At 57.6% G+C, this 19381-nt stretch carries 12 protein-coding genes and 1 tRNA gene; 7 read left to right on the top strand and 6 right to left on the bottom strand.

The genetic code is table 11. The features are described 5' to 3' along the window. Positions 1 to 48: 48 nt before the first annotated feature. Positions 49 to 1062, bottom strand: a complete 1014-nt coding sequence (locus ACZCWR_RS08545; RefSeq protein ID WP_487300343.1) for a YncE family protein — start codon at positions 1060 to 1062, stop codon at positions 49 to 51. Between the two features lie 139 nt (positions 1063 to 1201). Further along, a complete protein-coding gene (gene hrpA / locus ACZCWR_RS08540; protein ID WP_487300342.1) occupies positions 1202 to 6049 on the bottom strand; it encodes an ATP-dependent RNA helicase HrpA in 4848 nt (1615 codons plus the stop codon). A 22-nt stretch (positions 6050 to 6071) separates the two neighbouring features. Between hrpA and argA the strand changes: the two genes are divergently transcribed. The 3 genes from argA (at position 6072) to proP (ending at position 9910) form a co-directional block, all read left to right on the top strand. After that, a complete protein-coding gene (argA, locus tag ACZCWR_RS08535; RefSeq protein ID WP_487300341.1) occupies positions 6072 to 7454 on the top strand; it encodes an amino-acid N-acetyltransferase in 1383 nt (460 codons plus the stop codon). 66 nt (positions 7455 to 7520) lie between these two features. Next, positions 7521 to 7793 (top strand): oxidative damage protection protein, encoded by a 273-nt coding sequence (locus ACZCWR_RS08530; protein WP_487300340.1) that lies wholly within the window; start codon positions 7521 to 7523, stop codon positions 7791 to 7793. Between the two features lie 623 nt (positions 7794 to 8416). Further along, positions 8417 to 9910 carry a glycine betaine/L-proline transporter ProP gene (gene proP / locus ACZCWR_RS08525; RefSeq protein ID WP_487300339.1) on the top strand — a complete coding sequence of 498 codons (1494 nt, stop codon included), beginning with the start codon at positions 8417 to 8419 and terminating at the stop codon, positions 9908 to 9910. Between the two features lie 52 nt (positions 9911 to 9962). Here the strand turns inward: proP and ACZCWR_RS08520 are convergent, their stop codons facing one another. Beyond that, a complete protein-coding gene (locus ACZCWR_RS08520) occupies positions 9963 to 10415 on the bottom strand; it encodes a metallophosphoesterase family protein (protein ID WP_487300338.1) in 453 nt (150 codons plus the stop codon). 227 nt (positions 10416 to 10642) lie between these two features. On the opposite strand from ACZCWR_RS08520, the gene ACZCWR_RS08515 reads away from it, so the two are divergent. From ACZCWR_RS08515 to ACZCWR_RS08500, 4 genes are all read left to right on the top strand, one after another. Continuing rightward, positions 10643 to 10727, top strand: a tRNA-Leu gene (locus ACZCWR_RS08515). 2083 nt (positions 10728 to 12810) lie between these two features. Next, positions 12811 to 13113, top strand: coding sequence for an alcohol dehydrogenase catalytic domain-containing protein (locus ACZCWR_RS08510; protein WP_487300337.1), 303 nt, complete (start codon positions 12811 to 12813; stop codon positions 13111 to 13113). A gap of 1330 nt (positions 13114 to 14443) precedes the next feature. Continuing rightward, complete coding sequence (locus tag ACZCWR_RS08505; RefSeq protein ID WP_487300336.1) at positions 14444 to 15964, top strand: asparagine synthetase B family protein; 1521 nt, start codon at positions 14444 to 14446, stop codon at positions 15962 to 15964. Then, positions 15961 to 17631 (top strand): ATP-binding cassette domain-containing protein, encoded by a 1671-nt coding sequence (locus tag ACZCWR_RS08500; protein ID WP_487300335.1) that lies wholly within the window; start codon positions 15961 to 15963, stop codon positions 17629 to 17631. Before ACZCWR_RS08505 ends, ACZCWR_RS08500 begins: the two co-directional genes overlap by 4 nt. Positions 17632 to 17761: 130 nt before the next feature. Here the strand turns inward: ACZCWR_RS08500 and ACZCWR_RS08495 are convergent, their stop codons facing one another. The 3 genes from ACZCWR_RS08495 to ACZCWR_RS08485 form a co-directional block, all read right to left on the bottom strand. Continuing rightward, positions 17762 to 18328 carry a lysis system i-spanin subunit Rz gene (locus ACZCWR_RS08495; RefSeq protein WP_487300334.1) on the bottom strand — a complete coding sequence of 189 codons (567 nt, stop codon included), beginning with the start codon at positions 18326 to 18328 and terminating at the stop codon, positions 17762 to 17764. Next, positions 18325 to 18822, bottom strand: coding sequence for a lysozyme (locus ACZCWR_RS08490; protein ID WP_487303286.1), 498 nt, complete (start codon positions 18820 to 18822; stop codon positions 18325 to 18327). Before ACZCWR_RS08490 ends, ACZCWR_RS08495 begins: the two co-directional genes overlap by 4 nt. Before the next feature lie 66 nt (positions 18823 to 18888). Further along, positions 18889 to 19089: a hypothetical protein gene (locus ACZCWR_RS08485; protein WP_487300333.1), complete on the bottom strand. Its 201-nt coding sequence runs from the start codon at positions 19087 to 19089 to the stop codon at positions 18889 to 18891. Positions 19090 to 19381: the final 292 nt, after the last annotated feature.

The following is a 19381-nucleotide window of genomic DNA, read 5'->3' as shown; positions in this document are numbered from 1 at the left end:
AATCCTAGTACAGAGCGCGAAAACGCGCCCCGACTTCCCGCTTCGACCTTACGCGCCGTTCGGCGACGTCACCGGCGCGCGGTCATAAAAATAGATGCCGTGCGGCGAGCGTCCCACCTTGATGGTCTGCACGAGCTTGCGGTTCGGCAGATCGATCACGCCGACGTGCTTCGCGAAGCGGAACGTCACCCACAGAGTCTTCTTGTCGGCGGAAAGTTCCATGTCGTCCGGCCCCGGCAAGAGGCCCGTGATATCGCCGACGTTCGTGAGCGCGTCTTCATCGATGATGCTGATGGTGTTCGCCACGCGGTTCGACACCAGCACGTGCTTGCCATCGACCATCGAGCGGAAGTTGTGCGCGCCCTTGCCCGTGGGAATGGTCTTGACGATCTTCTGGTTGCGCCAGTCGAGCACGGCCACATAATCCGCGCCCGTCATCCCGACGAGCAGGTATTTGTCGCCGGGCGTCATCCACACGCCTGCGGGCACTTCGCCCACTTTCATCTTCCATTTGACGGTTTGCGTCGCCAGATCAATGGCAGCGATTTCGCCCGACACTTGCAAGGAGATGAACGCCGTCGAACTGTCGTTGGAGAACGCGATATGACTCGGCATCTTGCCGAGCGGCAGGCGTTTGGCGATGGTCAGGTTATGGCCGTCGTAACGGTAGATATCCAGCCGATCCAGCCGCAAACCGGTGGAAACGAACCACTTCTTGTCCGGCGAAAAACCGATCTGATAAGGATCTTCGACATCCTGAACCCAGCGCTGTACCGTGCCCGTTTTCGGATCGACGAACATGAGGTTGTTCGACACCGAATTCGCGACGATCAGCGAGGACGCATCCGGCGTGGGCATCAAGTGATGCGGTTCCTTGCCGGTCGGCACGGTGCCGACGACCTGACGCGTGTTTTCATCGATCAGACTCAGCGTGGCTTCAGCCGAATTGAGCACGATGATGTTATTGGCGAAAGCAGCGGTAGCGACGAGCGCCGCGCCGGCAGCGATGGCGACGCGTGCGACAGCCGCACGGACGCGGCTGGAAAGAAGACTATTGCGCATGAACAGGACGTGTGGGAAGCAGCCGTCATTGTAGAACGTTTGCGTAGACAAAGACGTTGACGCATGGCTTTTTTCCGCGCAATGCTTTGAATCAGCGCAAGAAATACCACTTCGCGCGACCGTGGGCCGCGCGAAGTCATCAGCGTTGCATCGATTCCCAGACTTTTTGCAGCCGCTTGATCGAAACCGGCATGGGCGTGCGCAATTCCTGGGCGTACAGCGACACGCGCAGTTCTTCGAGCAGCCAGCGATATTCTGCGAGCCGCGCATCCGCGACGCCGCCGCGCTGCGAGAGTGCGCGCTGGTAATGCTGCGCGAGCGGCAGCATGTCGGCCATGAGACGCGCATCGCGAGCCGGATCGGCCTTGAGCTTGTCGATGCGCAGGCCGATGCCCTTCAGATAGCGCGGGAAATGCGTCATCTGCGTGTAAGGCGTGTCGATCACGAAGCGCTTGCCGACGAGCGCGTTCAGTTGTGCTTGCATATCCGCGTGGGCGGACGCGAAACCCTTCGCCTGCGCGAGTTTTTTCGTGACGGCCGCGTATTCGGCGAGAATCGCGCCGACCAGGCGCGCGATTTCCTGCGCGAGCAGCGTGAGCCGCCCTTTCGCGGCATCGCGGCGAGCGTGGAAGGTGGCGTCGTCGTCGGGCAGCGGGTCTTGCAGGCACGCGCGATCCAGCGCGGTATCCACGATCTGATCGCGCAGTTCGTCGGCGGTGCCGAGCGGCATGTATTGCATCGACATTTCGCGCAGTCCGGGGAGGTTGCGCTCCAGATAGCGGATCGGCTCGCGCAATTGCAAGGCGAACAAGCGCCGCAATCCCGCGCGATGAATCCGCGCCGCTTCCTCGGGCGAATCGAATACTTCGACATCGCAATGCGTGGTGCGATCGACCAGCGCCGGATAGCCGAACAGCGTTTGCCCGCGACGACGAATTTCCAGCAATTCGGGGAGCTTGCCGAAATTCCACGTCGTCAGGTTTTCGTACAGCGCGACGCCCTCGCCCGTAGCGGGCAGCGCTTGCGGCGCGACGCTGGTTTCGCCCGACAACGCATCGAACGCGGCGGTGGCCGTGAGCTTCTGAAAATGCTGTTGCGCCTGAGAGCCGAGTTCCGCGCGCAACTGCGCGAGATTGCGGCCCATCGCGAGTTGACGGCCGTGTTCGTCGATCACCTTGAAGTTCATGAACAGATGCGCGGGCAGCGTTTCCAGCTTGAAATCCGCGCTTTTCACGGCGATCTGCGTCTGCTCGCGAATATCGGCGATGATCGTATCGATCAGCATGCCCGCGCCGAACTTCGGCCCCGCGTGACGCTCGGCGAAACCCGCCGCGTAATCCGGCAGCGGCACCACGTGACGGCGCAACTTCTGCGGCAGCGACTTGAGCAGCAGTTGCGTCTTTTCCTTGATCATGCCCGGCACGACCCATTCGACGCGGCGCGCATCGATCTGATTCAGGCCGTAGAGCGGCACCGCGAGCGTCACGCCATCGCGCGGCGAACCCGGCTCGAAGTGATACGACAGCGACATCTCGATGCCCGACATCGTCATGCGCTTCGGGAAGAGATCGGTCGTGACGCCCGCGGCTTCATGGCGCATGAGGTCATCGCGCGAGAGAAACAGCAGCTTGTCGTTGCCCGCTTTCTTCTGCTCGTCGCGATACCAGCGCTCGAACGCCGCGCCCGTCCAGATGCCTTCCGGCACGAACGAATCGTAGAAGCCGTGGATGAGTTCGTCGTCCACGAGCACGTCCTGACGGCGCGACTTGTGCTCAAGCTGCTCGATGTCCGCGACCAGCTTGCGGTTATGCGCGAAGAACGGCAGGCGCGTGTCGAATTCGCCTTCCACCAGCGCGCTGCGAATGAAAAGCTCGCGCGCGTACTTCGGATCCTGCTGACCAAAGCTCACACGACGGCGCGCGTACACCGTGAGGCCGTAAAGCGTCGCACGTTCGTACGAAACGACCTGCGCCGCCTTCTTTTCCCAATGCGCATCCGAGAGCGATTTTTTCAGCAGATGCGCGCCCACCGTTTCCAGCCATTCCGGCTCGATCTTCGCGATGGTCCGCGCATACAAACGGCTCGTCTCGACGAGTTCGCCCGCCATCACCCAGCGCCCTGCTTTTTTCAGCAGCGCCGAACCCGGCCACAAATGAAACTTGATGCCGCGTGCGCCGAGATAATGCGGCTCGTCGTCGGCCTTGAGACCGACATTGCCGAGCAAACCCGTCAAGAGCGACAGATGCACCTGCTCGAACGTCGCATCGGATTCGTTGATGCGCCAGCCATGCTCACGCACGACCGTGAGCAATTGCGAATGCACATCGCGCCATTCGCGCAGGCGCAGATGCGAGAGGAAGTTGGCGCGGCACGCATCGGTCAGTTGCTTGTTCGATTTCTTGTGCGCGATGGCCTCTTCGAACCAGTTCCAGATGCGCGTCCACTGAAGAAATTCCGAACGCTCATCGACGAATTGCCGATGCGCCTGATCCGCCTGCTCCTGCGCTTCCACAGGCCGGTCGCGCGGGTCCTGCACCGACACCGCCGACGCGATAATCAGCACTTCCTTCAGCGCATGATGATCGCGCGCCGCCAGAATCATGCGTCCGACGCGCGGATCGAGCGGCAGGCGCGCGAGTTCGCGGCCGAGCGGCGTGAGCGCGTTGTCGTCATCGACGGCGCCGAGTTCGTTGAGCAGTTGATAACCGTCCGCGATGGCGCGGCCCGGCGGCGGCTCGATGAACGGGAACGTTTCGATCGCGGTGAGATGGAGCGACTTCATCCGCAAAATGACAGCGGCCAGCGACGAACGCAGGATTTCCGGATCGGTGAAGCGCGGACGCAACTGGTAATCCGCTTCGTCGTACAGCCGGATGCATATGCCGTCGGCCACGCGCCCGCAACGTCCCGCGCGCTGATTCGCCGCCGCCTGCGAAATCGGCTCGATCTGCAACTGCTCGACCTTGTTGCGATACGAATAGCGCTTCACGCGCGCGGTGCCTGCATCGACCACGTAACGGATGCCCGGCACGGTCAGCGAGGTTTCCGCCACGTTGGTCGCCAGCACGATCCGCCGCGCATTCGACGGCCGGAACACGCGCTCTTGTTCCTGCGCCGAGAGCCGCGCGAACAGCGGCAAGATTTCCGTGTGCGGCGGATGATGCTTGCGCAGCGCTTCGGCCGCATCGCGGATTTCGCGCTCGCCGGGGAGGAACACGAGCACGTCGCCGGGGCCTTCGCGGCAGAGTTCGTCGGCGGCATCGACGATGGCTTCCATCAGGTCGCGGTCGCTCTTGCGGTCGCCGCGTTTCGGCGCGGTGCCTTGCGCGTTTTTTATCGCTTCGCTCGCTTCCTCGATCGGGCGGTAGCGCATTTCGACCGGATACAAACGGCCGCTCACCTCGATCACCGGCGCGGGTTTTTCGTCGGTGCCGAAGTGACGCGCGAAGCGTTCGGCATCGATGGTCGCGGAGGTGACGATCAGCTTGAGATCCGGCCGGCGCGGCAGGATTTCCTTCAGATAGCCAAGCAGAAAGTCGATGTTGAGGCTGCGCTCGTGCGCCTCGTCGATGATGATCGTGTCGTACGCCTTGAGCAGCGGGTCGGTCTGCGTTTCGGCGAGCAGGATGCCGTCCGTCATCAGCTTGACGGATGCACCCGGCGCGAGATTGTCGGTGAAGCGCACCTTGTAGCCGACGACTTCGCCAAACGGCGTGCCGAGTTCCTCCGCGATGCGCTTGCCCGTCGCGGATGCCGCGATCCGGCGCGGCTGCGTGTGGCCGATCAGACCGCTGCCGCCTGCGCCTAAACCGCGTCCGAGCGTGAGGCAGATTTTCGGGAGCTGGGTGGTCTTGCCAGAGCCGGTTTCGCCGCTGACGATCACGACCTGGTTCGACGCGATGGCGCGCGCGATTTCCTCACGGCGGCCGGAGACCGGCAGCGCTTCGGGGAAGGTGATCGGCGGGATCGGGTTCGGCGTGACGATGCGCGGGGCGCGGGTTGGGCGCGGTGCGTGTGCGTCGCGGGGCGTTTGAGGTCCTGCGCGTTCCTGGCTGGGTTCGCGCGGCCCGCGTGCTTCGCGAGGCTGCGGATTGCGTGGTTGCGTGGGCGGCGTCGTGGCGCGTGCTTGCGGGTTCTGTTGCTTCGTGGGCGGCGTCGCGGCGCGTGCGTTCGGATTGCGTTGCTGTGCGGGTGGCGTCGTTGCACGTGCTTCCGGCTTGCGTTGCTGCGCGGATGGCGTCGTTGCGCGTGCTTCCGCGTTGCGTTGCCGCGTGGGCGGTGTCGCTGCGTGCGCTTCCAGCTTTTGTTGCTGCGTGCTTGGCGTCGCTGCGTGCACTTCCGGCTTGCGTTGCTGCGTGGGCGGTGTCGCTGCGCGTGCTTCCGGGTTGCGTGGCTGCGCGGATGGCGTCGTTGCGCGTGCTTCCGGCTCGCGTTGCTGTGCGGATGGCGTCGCAGCATGCGCTTCCGGCTTTCGTTGCTGTGCGGGTGGCGTCGCCGTGCGTGCTTCCGGGTTGCGTGGCTGCGCGGATAGCGATGTAGCGCGCGTTTCCGCCTTGCGCGGCTGCGCAGGCGGCGTCGCGGCGCGCGTTGTCTCCGAATCACGATGCATTTCACGCGGCGCGCGCTCGGACTTGCCATCGCTTTCGCGCGGCGCATTCGTCTGCTTCTGTATCGGAGCAGGTTTCGGCGATTCGTTTCGAGAAGCGCGCTGAGGCTTCGCATCTCGCGGCATCGCTTCGACGTGTGCCTTAACCGGCTCCTGCTCTTTCGTCACAGAACCCGCCCCACCCGCAAACCGCCGCGCCGCCAATTCCTTCTTACTCAGCACTTCATCCCCCGCCTCACCCGTGCGCTCCCCTTGCTCACGCCGCAAGTTTTCACGCAACTGTCGCAATTGCTCCAAAGGATCGAGGGATTTATCGGCTGACGGGGACTTGCCCGCATCGTTGGCACGTTCGGGACGTGAAGGTCGGGAAACATTCGGCATAGCATCGCATTATAATCCCGCCATGAATTCGCAAACCGACCTCAGCCTCGCGTCCAACGCGGTCTCGCAGCCTCCTCCGAGCGAGCCCGAGGCGCCGAATCCGCACGCCCAGTTCGTCGACTGGATGCGCTCCGTCGCGCCCTATATTCACGCGTTCAAGGATAAAACCTTCGTCGTGGCGTTCGGCGGCGAAATGGTGCAGGAAGGCCGGCTGAATGCGCTCGTGCAGGACATCGGTTTGCTGCATGCCATGGGCATTCACGTCGTATTGGTGCATGGTTCGCGTCCGCAGCTCGACGAGCAATTGAGCCTGCATGGCGTCGAATCGTCGTTTTCGCATGGCTTGCGCATTACGGATGCGCGCGCGCTCGAATCCGCGAAAGAAGCCGCCGGCGAAGTGCGCCTCGATATCGAAGCCGCCATCAGCCAGGGCTTGCCGAACACGCCGATGGCGCACGCGCATATCAGCGTGGTGTCGGGCAACTTCGTGACGGCGCGGCCGGTCGGCATTCTAGATGGCGTCGATTTCCAGCACACGGGCGTCGTGCGCAAGATCGACGGCGATTCGATCCGCCAGTCGCTTGCCTCGAACAAACTCGTGCTGCTGTCCTCGCTCGGCTTCTCGCCCACCGGCGAAGCGTTCAATCTGTCGATGGAAGATGTCGCGTCCGCCGCCGCCATCGCGTTGCGCGCCGACAAGATCATCTTCGTGACGGAAATTCCCGGTCTGGTCGATACCGAAGGCGAACTCATTCGCGAAATGTCGCTCGACGACGCTTACCGTCTGCAAGAAAGCGGCGAGCTTCAGGGCGACACGGCGTTCTACCTGAAGCACACCATTCGCGCATGCCGTGGCGGCGTGGCGCGCGGTCACATCATTCCGTATCTGCTCGATGGCAGCGTGCTGCTCGAACTGTTTCTGCACGATGGCGTCGGCACGATGATCTCGTACGAGAACCTCGAAAGCCTGCGCGAAGCCACGCCGGATGACGTCGGCGGCATTCTCACGCTGATCGAACCGCTGGAAAGCGACGGCACGCTCGTGCGGCGCGGGCGTCACCAGATCGAGCGCGACATCGACCATTTCTCGGTGATCGAGCACGATGGCGTGCTGTTCGGCTGCGCGGCGCTGTATCCGTACACGCAGGAGCGCATTGGTGAGATGGCGTGCCTGACGGTCGCGCCCGAAGCACAAGGTTCGGGCGATGGCGAGCGTCTGTTGAAGCGCATCGAGCAACGCGCCCGCGCGCGCGGTCTCACGCGCATCTTCGTGCTCACCACGCGCACCGAACACTGGTTCCTGAAGCGCGGCTTCGTCAAGGTGACCGTGGACGATCTGCCGGAAGACCGGCGCCGCCTCTACAACTGGCAACGTAAATCGCTCGTGCTGATGAAGCAGCTTTGACCCGATTCCCGGACGCGCGCGTGTCGTTCCGCGCGCCCCGCTACCCCGATACAGGAGAAAGACACGATGGCACGAATGGTTCAATGCGCGAAGCTCGGCAAGGAAGCCGAAGGTCTGGAATTTCCGCCACTGCCGGGCGAACTTGGCAAGCGCATCTACGAAACGATTTCCAAGGAAGCGTGGCAAGGCTGGCTCAAGCAGCAAACCATGCTCATCAACGAGAACCGGCTGAACATGGCGGACCCGCGCGCGCGTCAGTACCTTCTCAAGCAGACGGAGAAGTATTTCTTCGGCGAAGGCGCAGATACGGCGACTGGTTACGTGCCGCCGCAAAGCTGAAATCGGCGTCAGATTTGTCACAAAAAACCGGCTGCGCGCCGGTTTTTTGTTGTCCTCGAACTTAGGGTTAATCCTATACGCAGCAAGGGTTTGCGCGGCTATCGAAGCGCATTGTCGATAGCGTCGTTTGCAGATCGTCTGCGATCGTGTTATTATCTTGGTCGTTATCAACTGCAACTCACCCTCATTTACGTGTGTCGCTCTGAATGAGCACCACCCGGCAGTGACAGTTTTCATACAAAGAGGCGCGTCGGTTCTCTAGCAGCACGCCGGCCTTTTTCGTCTCAGCTTTGGTTTTTCCGACGTCGCGGCCCACCCGCGGCAGCCCTCACCCGGTTCGCCGTCCGCACGTCAAATTCGTTTGTTTCATCCCGAGTGCATTTTCGCGACGAGCGGGTTCCCGCTTCGCCCGCCAGGCACCGGCACCGCATTTGCTATGCAATCTTCAGCGTCGGTTTAAGAACGATGCTGCGCGGAGCCTTTGGCTCTGCGACCTGGCAACTGGCGTGCGGCGCCGTCGCGAAACTGCACTGTCCCGGCAATACGCAAGGCCTCCTACGGCCGCGCGCCCGACCGCTTTCCCGCAAGTGAGCGCCCGGGATCAATACGGAGTCTTTTCGAACATGAACGCTCTTGATGATGGCCTTTGGCGCAAACGTAACGAGCCTGCCCAAACTACCGATGCTGGCAAGGCGTCCGGCCTCACCATCGATGACATCACCATCGTCGATCAATCCCTGCTCAAGCGCGCAGTCGGCGCAATGGCCATCGGCAACGCGATGGAATGGTTCGACTTCGGCGTGTACAGCTATATCGCCGTGACGCTCGGGAAGGTCTTCTTCCCGTCGAGCAGCCCCGCCGCGCAATTGCTGGCGACCTTCGGCACGTTCGCGGCGGCGTTTCTCGTGCGCCCGATCGGCGGCATGGTGTTCGGGCCGCTGGGCGACCGCATCGGCCGCAAACGCGTGCTCGCCATGACCATGATCATGATGGCCATCGGCACCTTCTGTATCGGGCTGATTCCGAGCTATGGGACGATTGGCGTGATGGCGCCGGTGCTGCTGCTGGCCGCGCGTCTGCTGCAAGGGTTTTCGACCGGCGGCGAGTACGGCGGCGCGGCGACGTTCATCGCCGAATTCTCGCCGGACAAGAAGCGCGGGTTCATGGCGAGCTTCCTCGAATTCGGCACGCTCGTGGGCTATGTGCTGGGCGCGGGCGTGGTCGCCGTGCTGACGGCCGTGCTGTCGCAGGACGCGCTGCTGTCGTGGGGCTGGCGCATTCCGTTCATCATCGCGGGGCCGCTCGGGCTGATCGGTTTGTACATTCGGATGAAGCTCGAAGAAACGCCCGCGTTCCAGCGTGAAGCCGAGAAGGCCGAAGCCGTGTCGCACGAAACCACGAAGCAGCAGTTCCGCGAGACGCTCATCCAGCAATGGAAGCCGCTCTTGCAATGCGTGGGTCTCGTGCTGATCTTCAACGTGACCGATTACATGGCGCTGTCGTATCTGCCGAGCTATCTGTCCGCGACGCTCAAGTTCAACGAGACGCATGGCCTCTTTATCGTGCTCATCGTGATGGTGCTGATGATGCCGCTCACGCTGCTCGCCGGCCGTCTGTCGGACGCCGTGGGCCGCAAGCCTGTGATGCTCGCGGGTTGCGTCGGCTTGCTGCTGCTGTCGATTCCCGCGCTCTCGCTGATCCGCATGGGCAGCGTGACGTCGATTTTCGCGGGCATGATGATTCTCGGCGCGCTGCTCTGCACGTTCACGGGCGTGATGCCTTCGTCGCTGCCGGCGCTGTTCCCGACCAAGATTCGCTATGGCGCGCTGGCCATCGGCTTCAACGTGTCGGTGTCGCTGTTCGGCGGCACGACGCCGCTCGTCACCGCGTGGCTGGTCGACAAGACCGGCAATCTGATGATGCCGGCGTATTACCTGATGGGCGCGTCGATCATCGGTATCGTGTCGGTTTTGGCGCTGCATGAGACGGCGAAGAAGCCGTTGAAGGGCTCGCCGCCGGCCGTGGCCACGAAGTCCGAAGCGCATGCGGTGTTGCGCGGCCATCGTGAAGCGGCGGAGATGGATGGGCGCATGCCGGAAGGCGCGGCGCGCGCTTAATGATTTTGGCTTGATTGCCTGGAAGCCGGTGCCCTCTAAGCACCGGCTTTTTCTATTCGACGAGCCGAACGATGCGTGCATCCACCGAGCCGTTTTCGATATCGAGCAAGGCCAGCGAGATGGGCAATTTGAAGCGGCGCGGTCCCGCGCTGCCGGGGTTCACGAACAGCACGCCATCGCGGTTTTCGATCAGCGGCTTGTGCGAATGCCCGGTGACGACGACATCGATTCCATCGAGCGCGCGCGGAATATCCGCGATGTCATGCACGATGTAAAACGTCACGCCGCCGAGTTCGATGCGCACATGTTCAGGCAACGACGCGACGCCATCGTCGATGTCGTTGTTGCCGCGCACGGCGGTGAGCGGCGCGAGTTGCGCGAGTGTGATGAGCACATCGTGACGGCAGATATCGCCCGCATGCAGGATATGCGACACGCCGCGCAAGGCGTCGAGCGCTTCGGGCCGCACGAGATTGTGCGTGTCGGAGATAAGGCCGATGCGCATCACGTTGCCTCGCTGAGCTGGATTCGCTCGATGTGCGGCGCTTTAAGCTCCAACGCCATGGTCGTGATGACGAATGCTTCGAGCCGGGTCTTGCTCATCGGGAGTCCTCGCGCTTGGAATCGGGGCGGATGCGTCGCCGATTATGAGCGAGGGCGAAATGCCTGTCGATGACTCGGGCGAGGCGGTTTCGGCGTGGGGCAGCGCGGTGGTAGAATCGCGTCCGCTCTGCCGGGGTGATGAAATTGGTAAACATAGCGGACTTAAAATCCGCCGCCTAACGGCTTGCCGGTTCAAGTCCGGTCCCCGGTACCATAGCGCTGACAAGGCTTTTACGACGCCCGCCATCGTAACAGCGAAAAGCCAGTGTGTATTTTTCCGCCAAACCCGAAGCTCATTAGCCCGCTATACTGTTCATCCATACAGCATTCAAACGCGGTACATGATGCGACGAATTGGCGCCGTAGCTCTGAGCGATGTCGCCACCCGCGCGACGCACATACAGGTCGCATGCACAAGATGCGACAGGAAAGGAAAGTATCTGCTGGCACGGCTAGTGAATTCGCTTGGGCCTGATTTCGCCATTACCGATCTTGCCGGCGAACTGACAAGCTGCACGCGGCGCCAGGCGGCGGCCCCGCACGGCCGGTGTGATGTCTACTCTCCTACTCTAGGTCGAGCGATGCAAAGCGGCGAACCCGCCGCGTGTTTCGAACCACGAATCCAATCGTTTCGACGATGACGATAGAGCGCCCGGAGTATGGCTGAGCGCTCTGGGTGCGAGCCACTGGCGCGGATGATGATGCCGTGGGCGTATTGCGGAACGAAAACGACTGGTTCGGAAATGGTATTGACGTCAGTTGCCTGCTGAGCGACGATAGCGCCGCATGCGATCCATGCGCGTGCAACCTTCTTTTGCCCGTCCTCGTGACGGGTTTTTTTATGAGAGCGCTTCTTTGCCGATGATCTTGTCAGAGCACATCTCAGCGGCGCTATTCAAAAACTAAAACAAAAACTGCTTTATCCGTGGGAATCAATTGGAGAGATGCGTGCAGCCTTGCGGTGGGGCGCAACCTTGAGTTTAAAAGCCTTCATCGCGACTCAACTGAAGCTTCGCGGTAAGCGGACCCGCGTTGATACGAAGTCATGTTTGGCCTTGGAGCTGCGGAACAGGCTGCTGGGCGTCCTTGACTAGCCGCGGGGAGAGAAAAGTCAAGTGCTCACATCTAATCAGCTGCCGGTTCAATCTTCGATACCTTAGCATCCACATGATTACCTGTTGTTGGTTTTCAGCGCAGATAGACATTGATCTTGCAATACCTAATACACGTCAAGCCGGCCAATAAATCTTTCTAAGAGTTACTAGGTTTGACGAAAATATAGTGAGCATCAATTTGACGACATCCTCACAAATTATTAACCAGGTGCATCAACCTTCAGCCCAAAGATTTCTTTTGTTACCGAGACTATTAACAAACCATTAACAACGCTCGCAAAATTTTCACATATTCTGGAAGCATCAATTCATGCCTCGTAAACAGAATCAAACTCTCATCGAAAATGTTCTTACGTACGGGCCTCACCCAGTCATTGTTACCAGCAGGCCACTCTGAGAGGAGACACGGTGGCAGCTAGAGCGGGAGCGGACAGTCTGATGACAGCAAGAAGGACCATCCGACGCCATTCGCAACAAAAAATAGAACGAAGGTTCCATGAAGCTATTTGAGATCCAGCTAAGCTTGTAACGCATCCGTTGAAGACGTGAGCAGGATTGAAACGTGTCCCGTGAGACGTTCGAAATGTGACGTCCTATTTCGCTATCTTCGTCCGTGTCTTTTTCGCATCTGCATTGGCACCCTCATTCTTCTGGATGCATCGTACCTCTTAAGCAAGGAAAGCTGATGAAGACGACACTGGAAGAATTCAGAATTAGGTTGCGCCGTGTACGGACCGAACTTGGCGAGTCTCAGAAGCGATTCGCTTCAAGAGGCGGAGTTACGGAGAAAACTCAATGCAACTACGAAAATGGCGCGCGCGAACCTAGCTTGTTATATTTCTATAACCTTGGACGGTCAGGAGTAAATTTAAGCTATCTAATTACAGGCGAAGAATTCGAATCGCAGCTTGGTCCATATGAACAAGAACTTATTCGAGAAGTAAGAAAACACTACGGGCACAAGCGTGAAAGGTTACTCGCGGCCGTACTGGCTATTCTCAGCGCGTCCCGATTATAAACGCACATCAGTCCGTGTCAATTGCCATCGAGCTGCCGAGAAGCTAGTCCAAATCGAAACGCAAAATACAGCAGTGCATAGGGACGTATGCGACATCGTACAGCCTTATCTTAGCAAGTTGCGAATGACTCGGCGATAAGACACGTACGATTTTCAGAACAGAGGTGAGCAAAGGATACCCAATTTCGCTCGGCCACGAACACTGCGAGGAGATTGTTTCGCTTGGTGAGTCGATAAAATTGTTCAAGGTTGGCGACACGGTTTGTTTTAAACCAAACTTCAAGTGCGGTCGCTGCCGTTATTGCACTCGCGAGCAAGTGCATCTTTGTGAGCGATCAGAAGAGACTTCATATTCGAATCGCGGCTATGTGAAGTTCACTGACATTCATCATCCACAGCGAAGAAAACTGCCGCCAATGCGCTGCTCCTCTATGGGCGCCCTAGGGAACCATTGTCAGTTGCCTTGAATGCGCTGTCGCTTACAGTTCGCGCTCCATTAAAAAAGCGGGTCCTTGTCGCCGGCGCAGACGACATAGGAACAATGCTGACGTTCGCCATTATGGAGTGATGCGGAGCAACAGCGTGCATAGACGATTACATTTCGGAGAAGGTCGATAATCTGCGAAGCATCTACCCTGACCGAATCTTCGATTTTGCAACTGATTACATCGGCGCTCTGTTAAAGAGAAGCACTTTCGTCTTCACCTAACGCTACAGCAATCAGACGCGTCTGATTTATGACATTATCCGTAAAAGCGTGTCGGAATTTAGTCGTCATGTTGCAAAAGCATGCGCTATTTGCTAAGTTTGCACGAGCGTCATGTAGAACAAACATCAAAGCATTTCGCTGGCTAACTGCTCATTCGTTGAACAAATCTTTTTCTACTCGTCAATGACATCCTCCGTGAGGCGGTAAAGGTTGCAGCGATCCGCAATGGCATGTGGAGATCAATCTCCGCACGAGAGTGCGGCAACCCCACTCACATATAACGTTATACAATACGGGAATTCGGCATTGCTAAACATGCTGCATATGTTGTCCATACCCTTGCCTCCAGATGGAAAGACGTAAATTGGTCTATAGCGCTGCGGCCATCCTGTCAGTCGAGCGCCAGCGCTCGTTGTGATTTCTCGGCTCGAAATCTCACAACGCTCGGTCAGCCGCTTCCCTTCTCTACAAAATTTTTTCGTATATGCTTGCTGCCTCAAGCCCATTGCTAGCCCGGTCATAAAACTCATGTAGTACAAGCGTTCTGGTTCTCGATCGCTTCAAGACCAGACGGTATGGCTCCGCCATACCTTACAGCCTTTTCTTTGTTTTAATTTCCCTGGGCACTCGCCTAAATACTGTCCAAGCCAAAGGACCTTTGATAACTCTACGAGGGAGAAATAAATGCACACAGCCGCGTAAGTTTTAGAAGGCTCGTTTCCATGCTCTGTTGCATGGAGCTCAGACGACCGATCGCGAATGGCGAAGGGGGGAGATATGTGTTCCGTGAATAAATGCACTTTGAAGCGTACGATTTCTCTTGCTGGCCAGTTCGCGCGGCATTTAACGTAAGGCTGAATGATATCCCAATTATCATTAAGCACGATGAACTGGAGCAAGATAATGGAAAGCATCTTTGAAAACGAAGTCGAAACGAAGATCGACGCGCACGCTTTGGAACCGAAGCCGCAAGGGTATTCTGACCAAGGTTATCGCGAAGACTAATTCCGATAACTCGCTATGCTTAAATGGGGGCTTAGAGAGATCGATTCAAGATTTCGATTTGCCCCCACTCTTTTCGAAAATCAATGCTAACCGCAAAGTTCAGAACCAAACCTGGAGGCAACGGCGAGATATTCTCCGAATATTTCGAGCCGATCGAGACACCGAACTTACGGATGGATTATAAGCGGAGTGGAAACAAAGAACTTTGGTGCGTACATGAGCACTTTGGAACAGTTAATCTAGAAAATTTTTTCGCGAAAAGTGATTTCGAAAACGATGATTTTTCTGAAGAAACATCTTTTGACGGAATTGTTATAACCCTTATTAACCAGTGTGGCTCTGGGAAATTAAGTATATGCAGGACATCAAGTTCCAGTGTCCCGATCTTCTATTCATTTGCAAAAGATTTCGTCGTGATCAGCTGGGATTTCATTGTGGCCGCCGCAGCGATAAAGAATCCTAGTGTGAATGTGAACTCTTGCCGGCGTTTTGTCATACATGGCCCCGGCGTGGAAGCGGAAACGATTCTTAATGAGACCAACTTACTGGGGCCAGGGCATATTGTAGTGCTATCGCAAGGTCTGGCGAAAGTAAAAGCCATCGACCGCCGTACGCATCAAGCACCGTGCATTTTAAGTCCCCGTGCGAACGCGACCGATTGCTTTCTGGATATAATTGCGGCCGCGATAAAACCTAGATTGCAAAGGTCAAATAGTATTGCACTGGAACTTAGTGGCGGTCAGGACTCGTCCTGCGTAGCCGGTGCGTTGGCGCAACTGGGTGCTCGGGACATTGCAACATATGGGCTCATTCATGAGGGACCAGCCGGCAATCAGCAGCGCCTGCGCCGAGACGAACTCATCGAGCGTTATAATTTTTCGGACGTAATGGTTCCGTCCCAGCGATGCCGTCCGCTTTCGTCGTTCACGATGTCAGACATCAGACGGTCCTACTTCGATGAAATCTACCGCCTTGGCGTGAATGAGTGCCTAGATGCACTGCCGACTTCTCCAGATCTTGTATTGACTGGAATAGGTGGAGACGAACTCACGCTTCTTCCGTCGGCAAATACCGCCGAAGTGCTTTCGGACACAACAAAAGCGGCAAAAATCTTGTTCCGCGACGAGATAGAGCCGGGAATCAGAATATTAACCTTGCAAGCAAGCAGCGCGATTCAATCGTCATTTTCACGTGCTGATATGTTCCTAAGCCGTCGTATCTGGCCATACAATCCATTATGTGACCCAACGGTCGTCCAGTACTGCGCACGTCTTCCGGAATCGATGAAACGGGGAAGACTATTAAACAAAATAGCCTTGAGCCGATTAGGATTGAGTGACTATTTTATATTTCCGCGGTATAAAGAAAATTTTGCTGCTGTGTACGAAGAGGAATTGCGCCGGTTTAATCTGCCAATGTTTATGAAAAATTCTCTTATACACGAATATAAGATCATTGACATCTCTAGCCTGATGAACGAGCATTTGGCGTTTATAAATACAGGGATGTGCAGTATCCCCCTAGTGACCTTCTACTCCGCCATCGCGCTGGAGCATCTACTTAGGCAGATCTTCCTGCCTGCTGTCGTCTCGACAACAAGATGATGATGCACATGTCATTACTTCGCAATATCAAAACCCTGACGTCGATTCTGAGTAAGAAAACGCTCGGAGAGGCACTTTTCGTCACATGCACGTCGTGTGTTGCAACAGTCTTGAAGGTGGCCCAGCCATTTATGTTGGGCGCTGCAGCGGTGTCAATCGCAAGCGATAAACCACAACTTCCAATGTTACTGTGTACGTATGTCCTTGTTGGATTAGCCAGCGGTGTGTGCACGGCAATCAGCAGCTATTTCGCGCTGCAATCCCGCGAGAGGATCGGTGGTGACATTTCGCTCGCCGCGTTGTCGGCGATGCTGCGACCAGACATGTCATTTTGGCGACACTCCATAAGCGACTTAATGCATGCGTATTCGAAAGGCCGTGAGACTGCGCACGCGATCATCTCCGATCTTTTAATTGATCTGTTGCCATATCTTACAGGCTTGATTGTATCCATTTCGATCGTAGCGACTAAGATAAGTGTAGTAACTGCAGGCATCATCAGCGCATCTGCAGTTGCATTTATCATTCTCACTGCATTAGATGTGAAAACCGAAAGAATTCTTGCGACTACTTTAGACAAAGCGAACAAGGAGATAACGCGCAATATCGCATCCGCACATGAGCTAGGCGAGATCGTGAGAAGCTTCGGGACGGAGTCGTTTCTCCACCGCAAGCTACGGACGCAATTGGCTGATTTCGAGACGATGGTCAAGAGAAATGGCCTTCATTATCTAAAAAAACATATGCGTCTGGAATTGACGCGTTGGGCGGGTCTGCTTCTTACAATTGGTGTTTTTGTGCAAACGGACGGTAGCAGTTTTATCACGCAGGAGGCGCAGATAGGCGCACTGTTCACCCTTGTGTTGGTCTACTTTCAGTTGATCGAACCTATAGTGGCACTTTCAAGGGCAAGCGAGCGCCTGACCAAGGCGAGTGCGGGCATGGAACTCGCCGCGTCGGTGCTAAGCGAGGCGGACCATCGTATTGCGGAGCGCTGTATAGGCAGCGCGAAAGTGGATCGACTTGAGCTCCGCGAGGTTCGTGCGAGCGTGGGGGAACGAGCGCTCGGCGAAGCCTACACGCAGACATGGGTCAAGGGCGACGTGGTCGTATTCCAGGGGCCGAGCGGCGTAGGCAAATCGACGCTCGCCCGTACCATCGCAGGGCTGATCCCAGGGGCAACTGGCGACATTGTGGTTAACGGGATCAGTTTTTCGCAACCAACCGCATTCACCGAACTGCGCAAGTATGCGCTTTATGTCCCGCAGGTTGATTATGTGTTCGGTGCATCTGTGTCGGATAATATCAAGCTAGGAGACTCAACCGTAACAGATGCAGCGATCGAGGACGCGGCAGAACGCCTAGGGATTACCGAGATTTTAGCGGCTCGGGGAATGTCGCTTTCCGATCAGATCAATGATCGCGGCGGCGATTGGTCCGGTGGTGAGCGTAGACGGATCGCCTTATCGCGAGCCTTCGTACGAAAGGCGGGCGTGCTTATCCTGGACGAACCCACGACCAATCTGGATAAGTTATCGGGAGCGCGCATCCTCGACGCATTTCGGGAAAAGTTCAAAGACTCTATATTGATCGTCATCTCGCACGAACAAGTTGCTACGCCCAGCGACAAACAGCTAAGTTGGCAAGCGCTTAAAAGTTGCGAATAGTTTCGGTATCGACACTTCGCTCCTTTGCAGTAACAAACATTCTGCAGTGCTGATCCTAACAGGCATTGTTTTGTCGCGGCCTAATGGGTTCCTGCTGATGGCTCAACTCGGCTGCGGACGATTGACCTTATTACCGCACGATGCAATCAAAATCAAATCGCCCCTCAACAACACCCGCCTGTTGAAGTGTGCAGATGTAGCGCTGAAGACACTCGACCTTAGCGCGAGCATCGCCGTCCGCGTCGTCGACTATTTCGAAAAGAGCTCGTCCAACCTCTGGTGATAGCTCGGCGTAGCGACGGGTTCCATCGCCCATGCCGCCGGCGGCGGCGCTTGGATCCGAGGCATGTCCGTTGTCGGCGTTTGCGATTGCGATTGCGATGCGCAAGCGACGAGTGCCATCAGCAATAGCAGCGCGATTCTTTGCATTGTCAGCTTCATGAATCTTCCTTTCATGGTGAATTTGAGCGTCGAGCGCTGCGATATGAGCAGCGGCCGCATTGTGAGCTGCGATCGCATCGCTTGCTGCCTTCGCTGCGCCCTCTGAGAAGGACGCGAGCTTTCGTGCGTTTGCCTCGTTGTCGCGCGCGTGAGCGGCCTGCTCCTTGGCGAGGTCGCTGCTGTCGAACACGTGAAACGCTGTGCCTCCGATTGCGATGCCGAGCGCACATGCAAAAAGGTGCGGAGCGTAATTCATAGGCCTCGCTCACAAAGCGCGCGCTCCTCTGCGCGCCGCTTCACGAGCCCCGGAAGCACCCTGCCGCGCGAGGTGACCCACTGCGCATGCCCATCGTCTGATTCGTTCATTGCTCGACATGCGCCCTTCCAGTCGTGCTGATTGAATCGCTCGGCGGTGGTGCTGTTGCAATAGGCCTCGCCACCGATGTTGTACGCGAAGCTCACTGCAGCGGCGAGTTGGTCCGGGTGGTCCGTCAAGACTGGCGTGCATTTGAGCACGTCATCCGCGTGCGCCATGAGTTGCCGATTCAAAGACTCCCGGCACTCAGCCGCGCTGTAGTGCTTCCCGACGACAACGTCGTGCGTGTCGCCAGCACACTTTGTGGCAATGCCCACCGGATCAAGATAACCGCGGCGCACGACCCCTTCAAATCGCGGCACGATGCAGTACAACATCGCGGCGGCGGCCGTGCCAACGACACCCGCAAGCGCGCCTTTCGGTAGATTGGCCATCATCGGTCTCCACAAGCAACAGCCCCGACTGCCGAGAGCAGACGGGGCTTGATTAGTTCAATCGAATCAGGCGTGAGCCGACTCGTGCTCGCGCGCGCGTTGGTCGCGTCGGTCTTTTCGCCAGGCGAACACGAAGCTCGCACCGATGTAGGCAAGCGTGGCAATTGCCACCCACCAATTGATGTCGTGGTTGCTCAACCACAACCAGAAGTTTCCGCCCACTACAGGCGTGTTCTTCGCCATGCTCGCTGCAAAGTCATCTTTCATCGCTTCTCCCAAACTGTTTCTTGTGAGCAAGCGCAGGTCATATAGGTTTTCGATAGGTAGAAAAAAGCCGCCCGAGGGCGGCTAAAGGTCGTGGTCCCACTTCGATAGACTTCACCGCGCATCGCTCAGTTAGCGCACCGAACGACACGTGTCCCCGATGAAGTCAAACTCAATTCTGAGGACCTCGCTTTCTTTACGCAAGCGCCTACACCCGCACAACTAGCACAGACGAACGGTATCCGCCGCCGTGCCGGATCGCTCGTTCCGTTTTTCGCTTTTGCTCTGCTTTCAT

The organism is Caballeronia sp. A2-2 (assembly GCF_057612605.2).
Note: the sequence above shows the minus strand (reverse complement) of the source record. Positions and strands in the feature narration are given on the sequence as shown.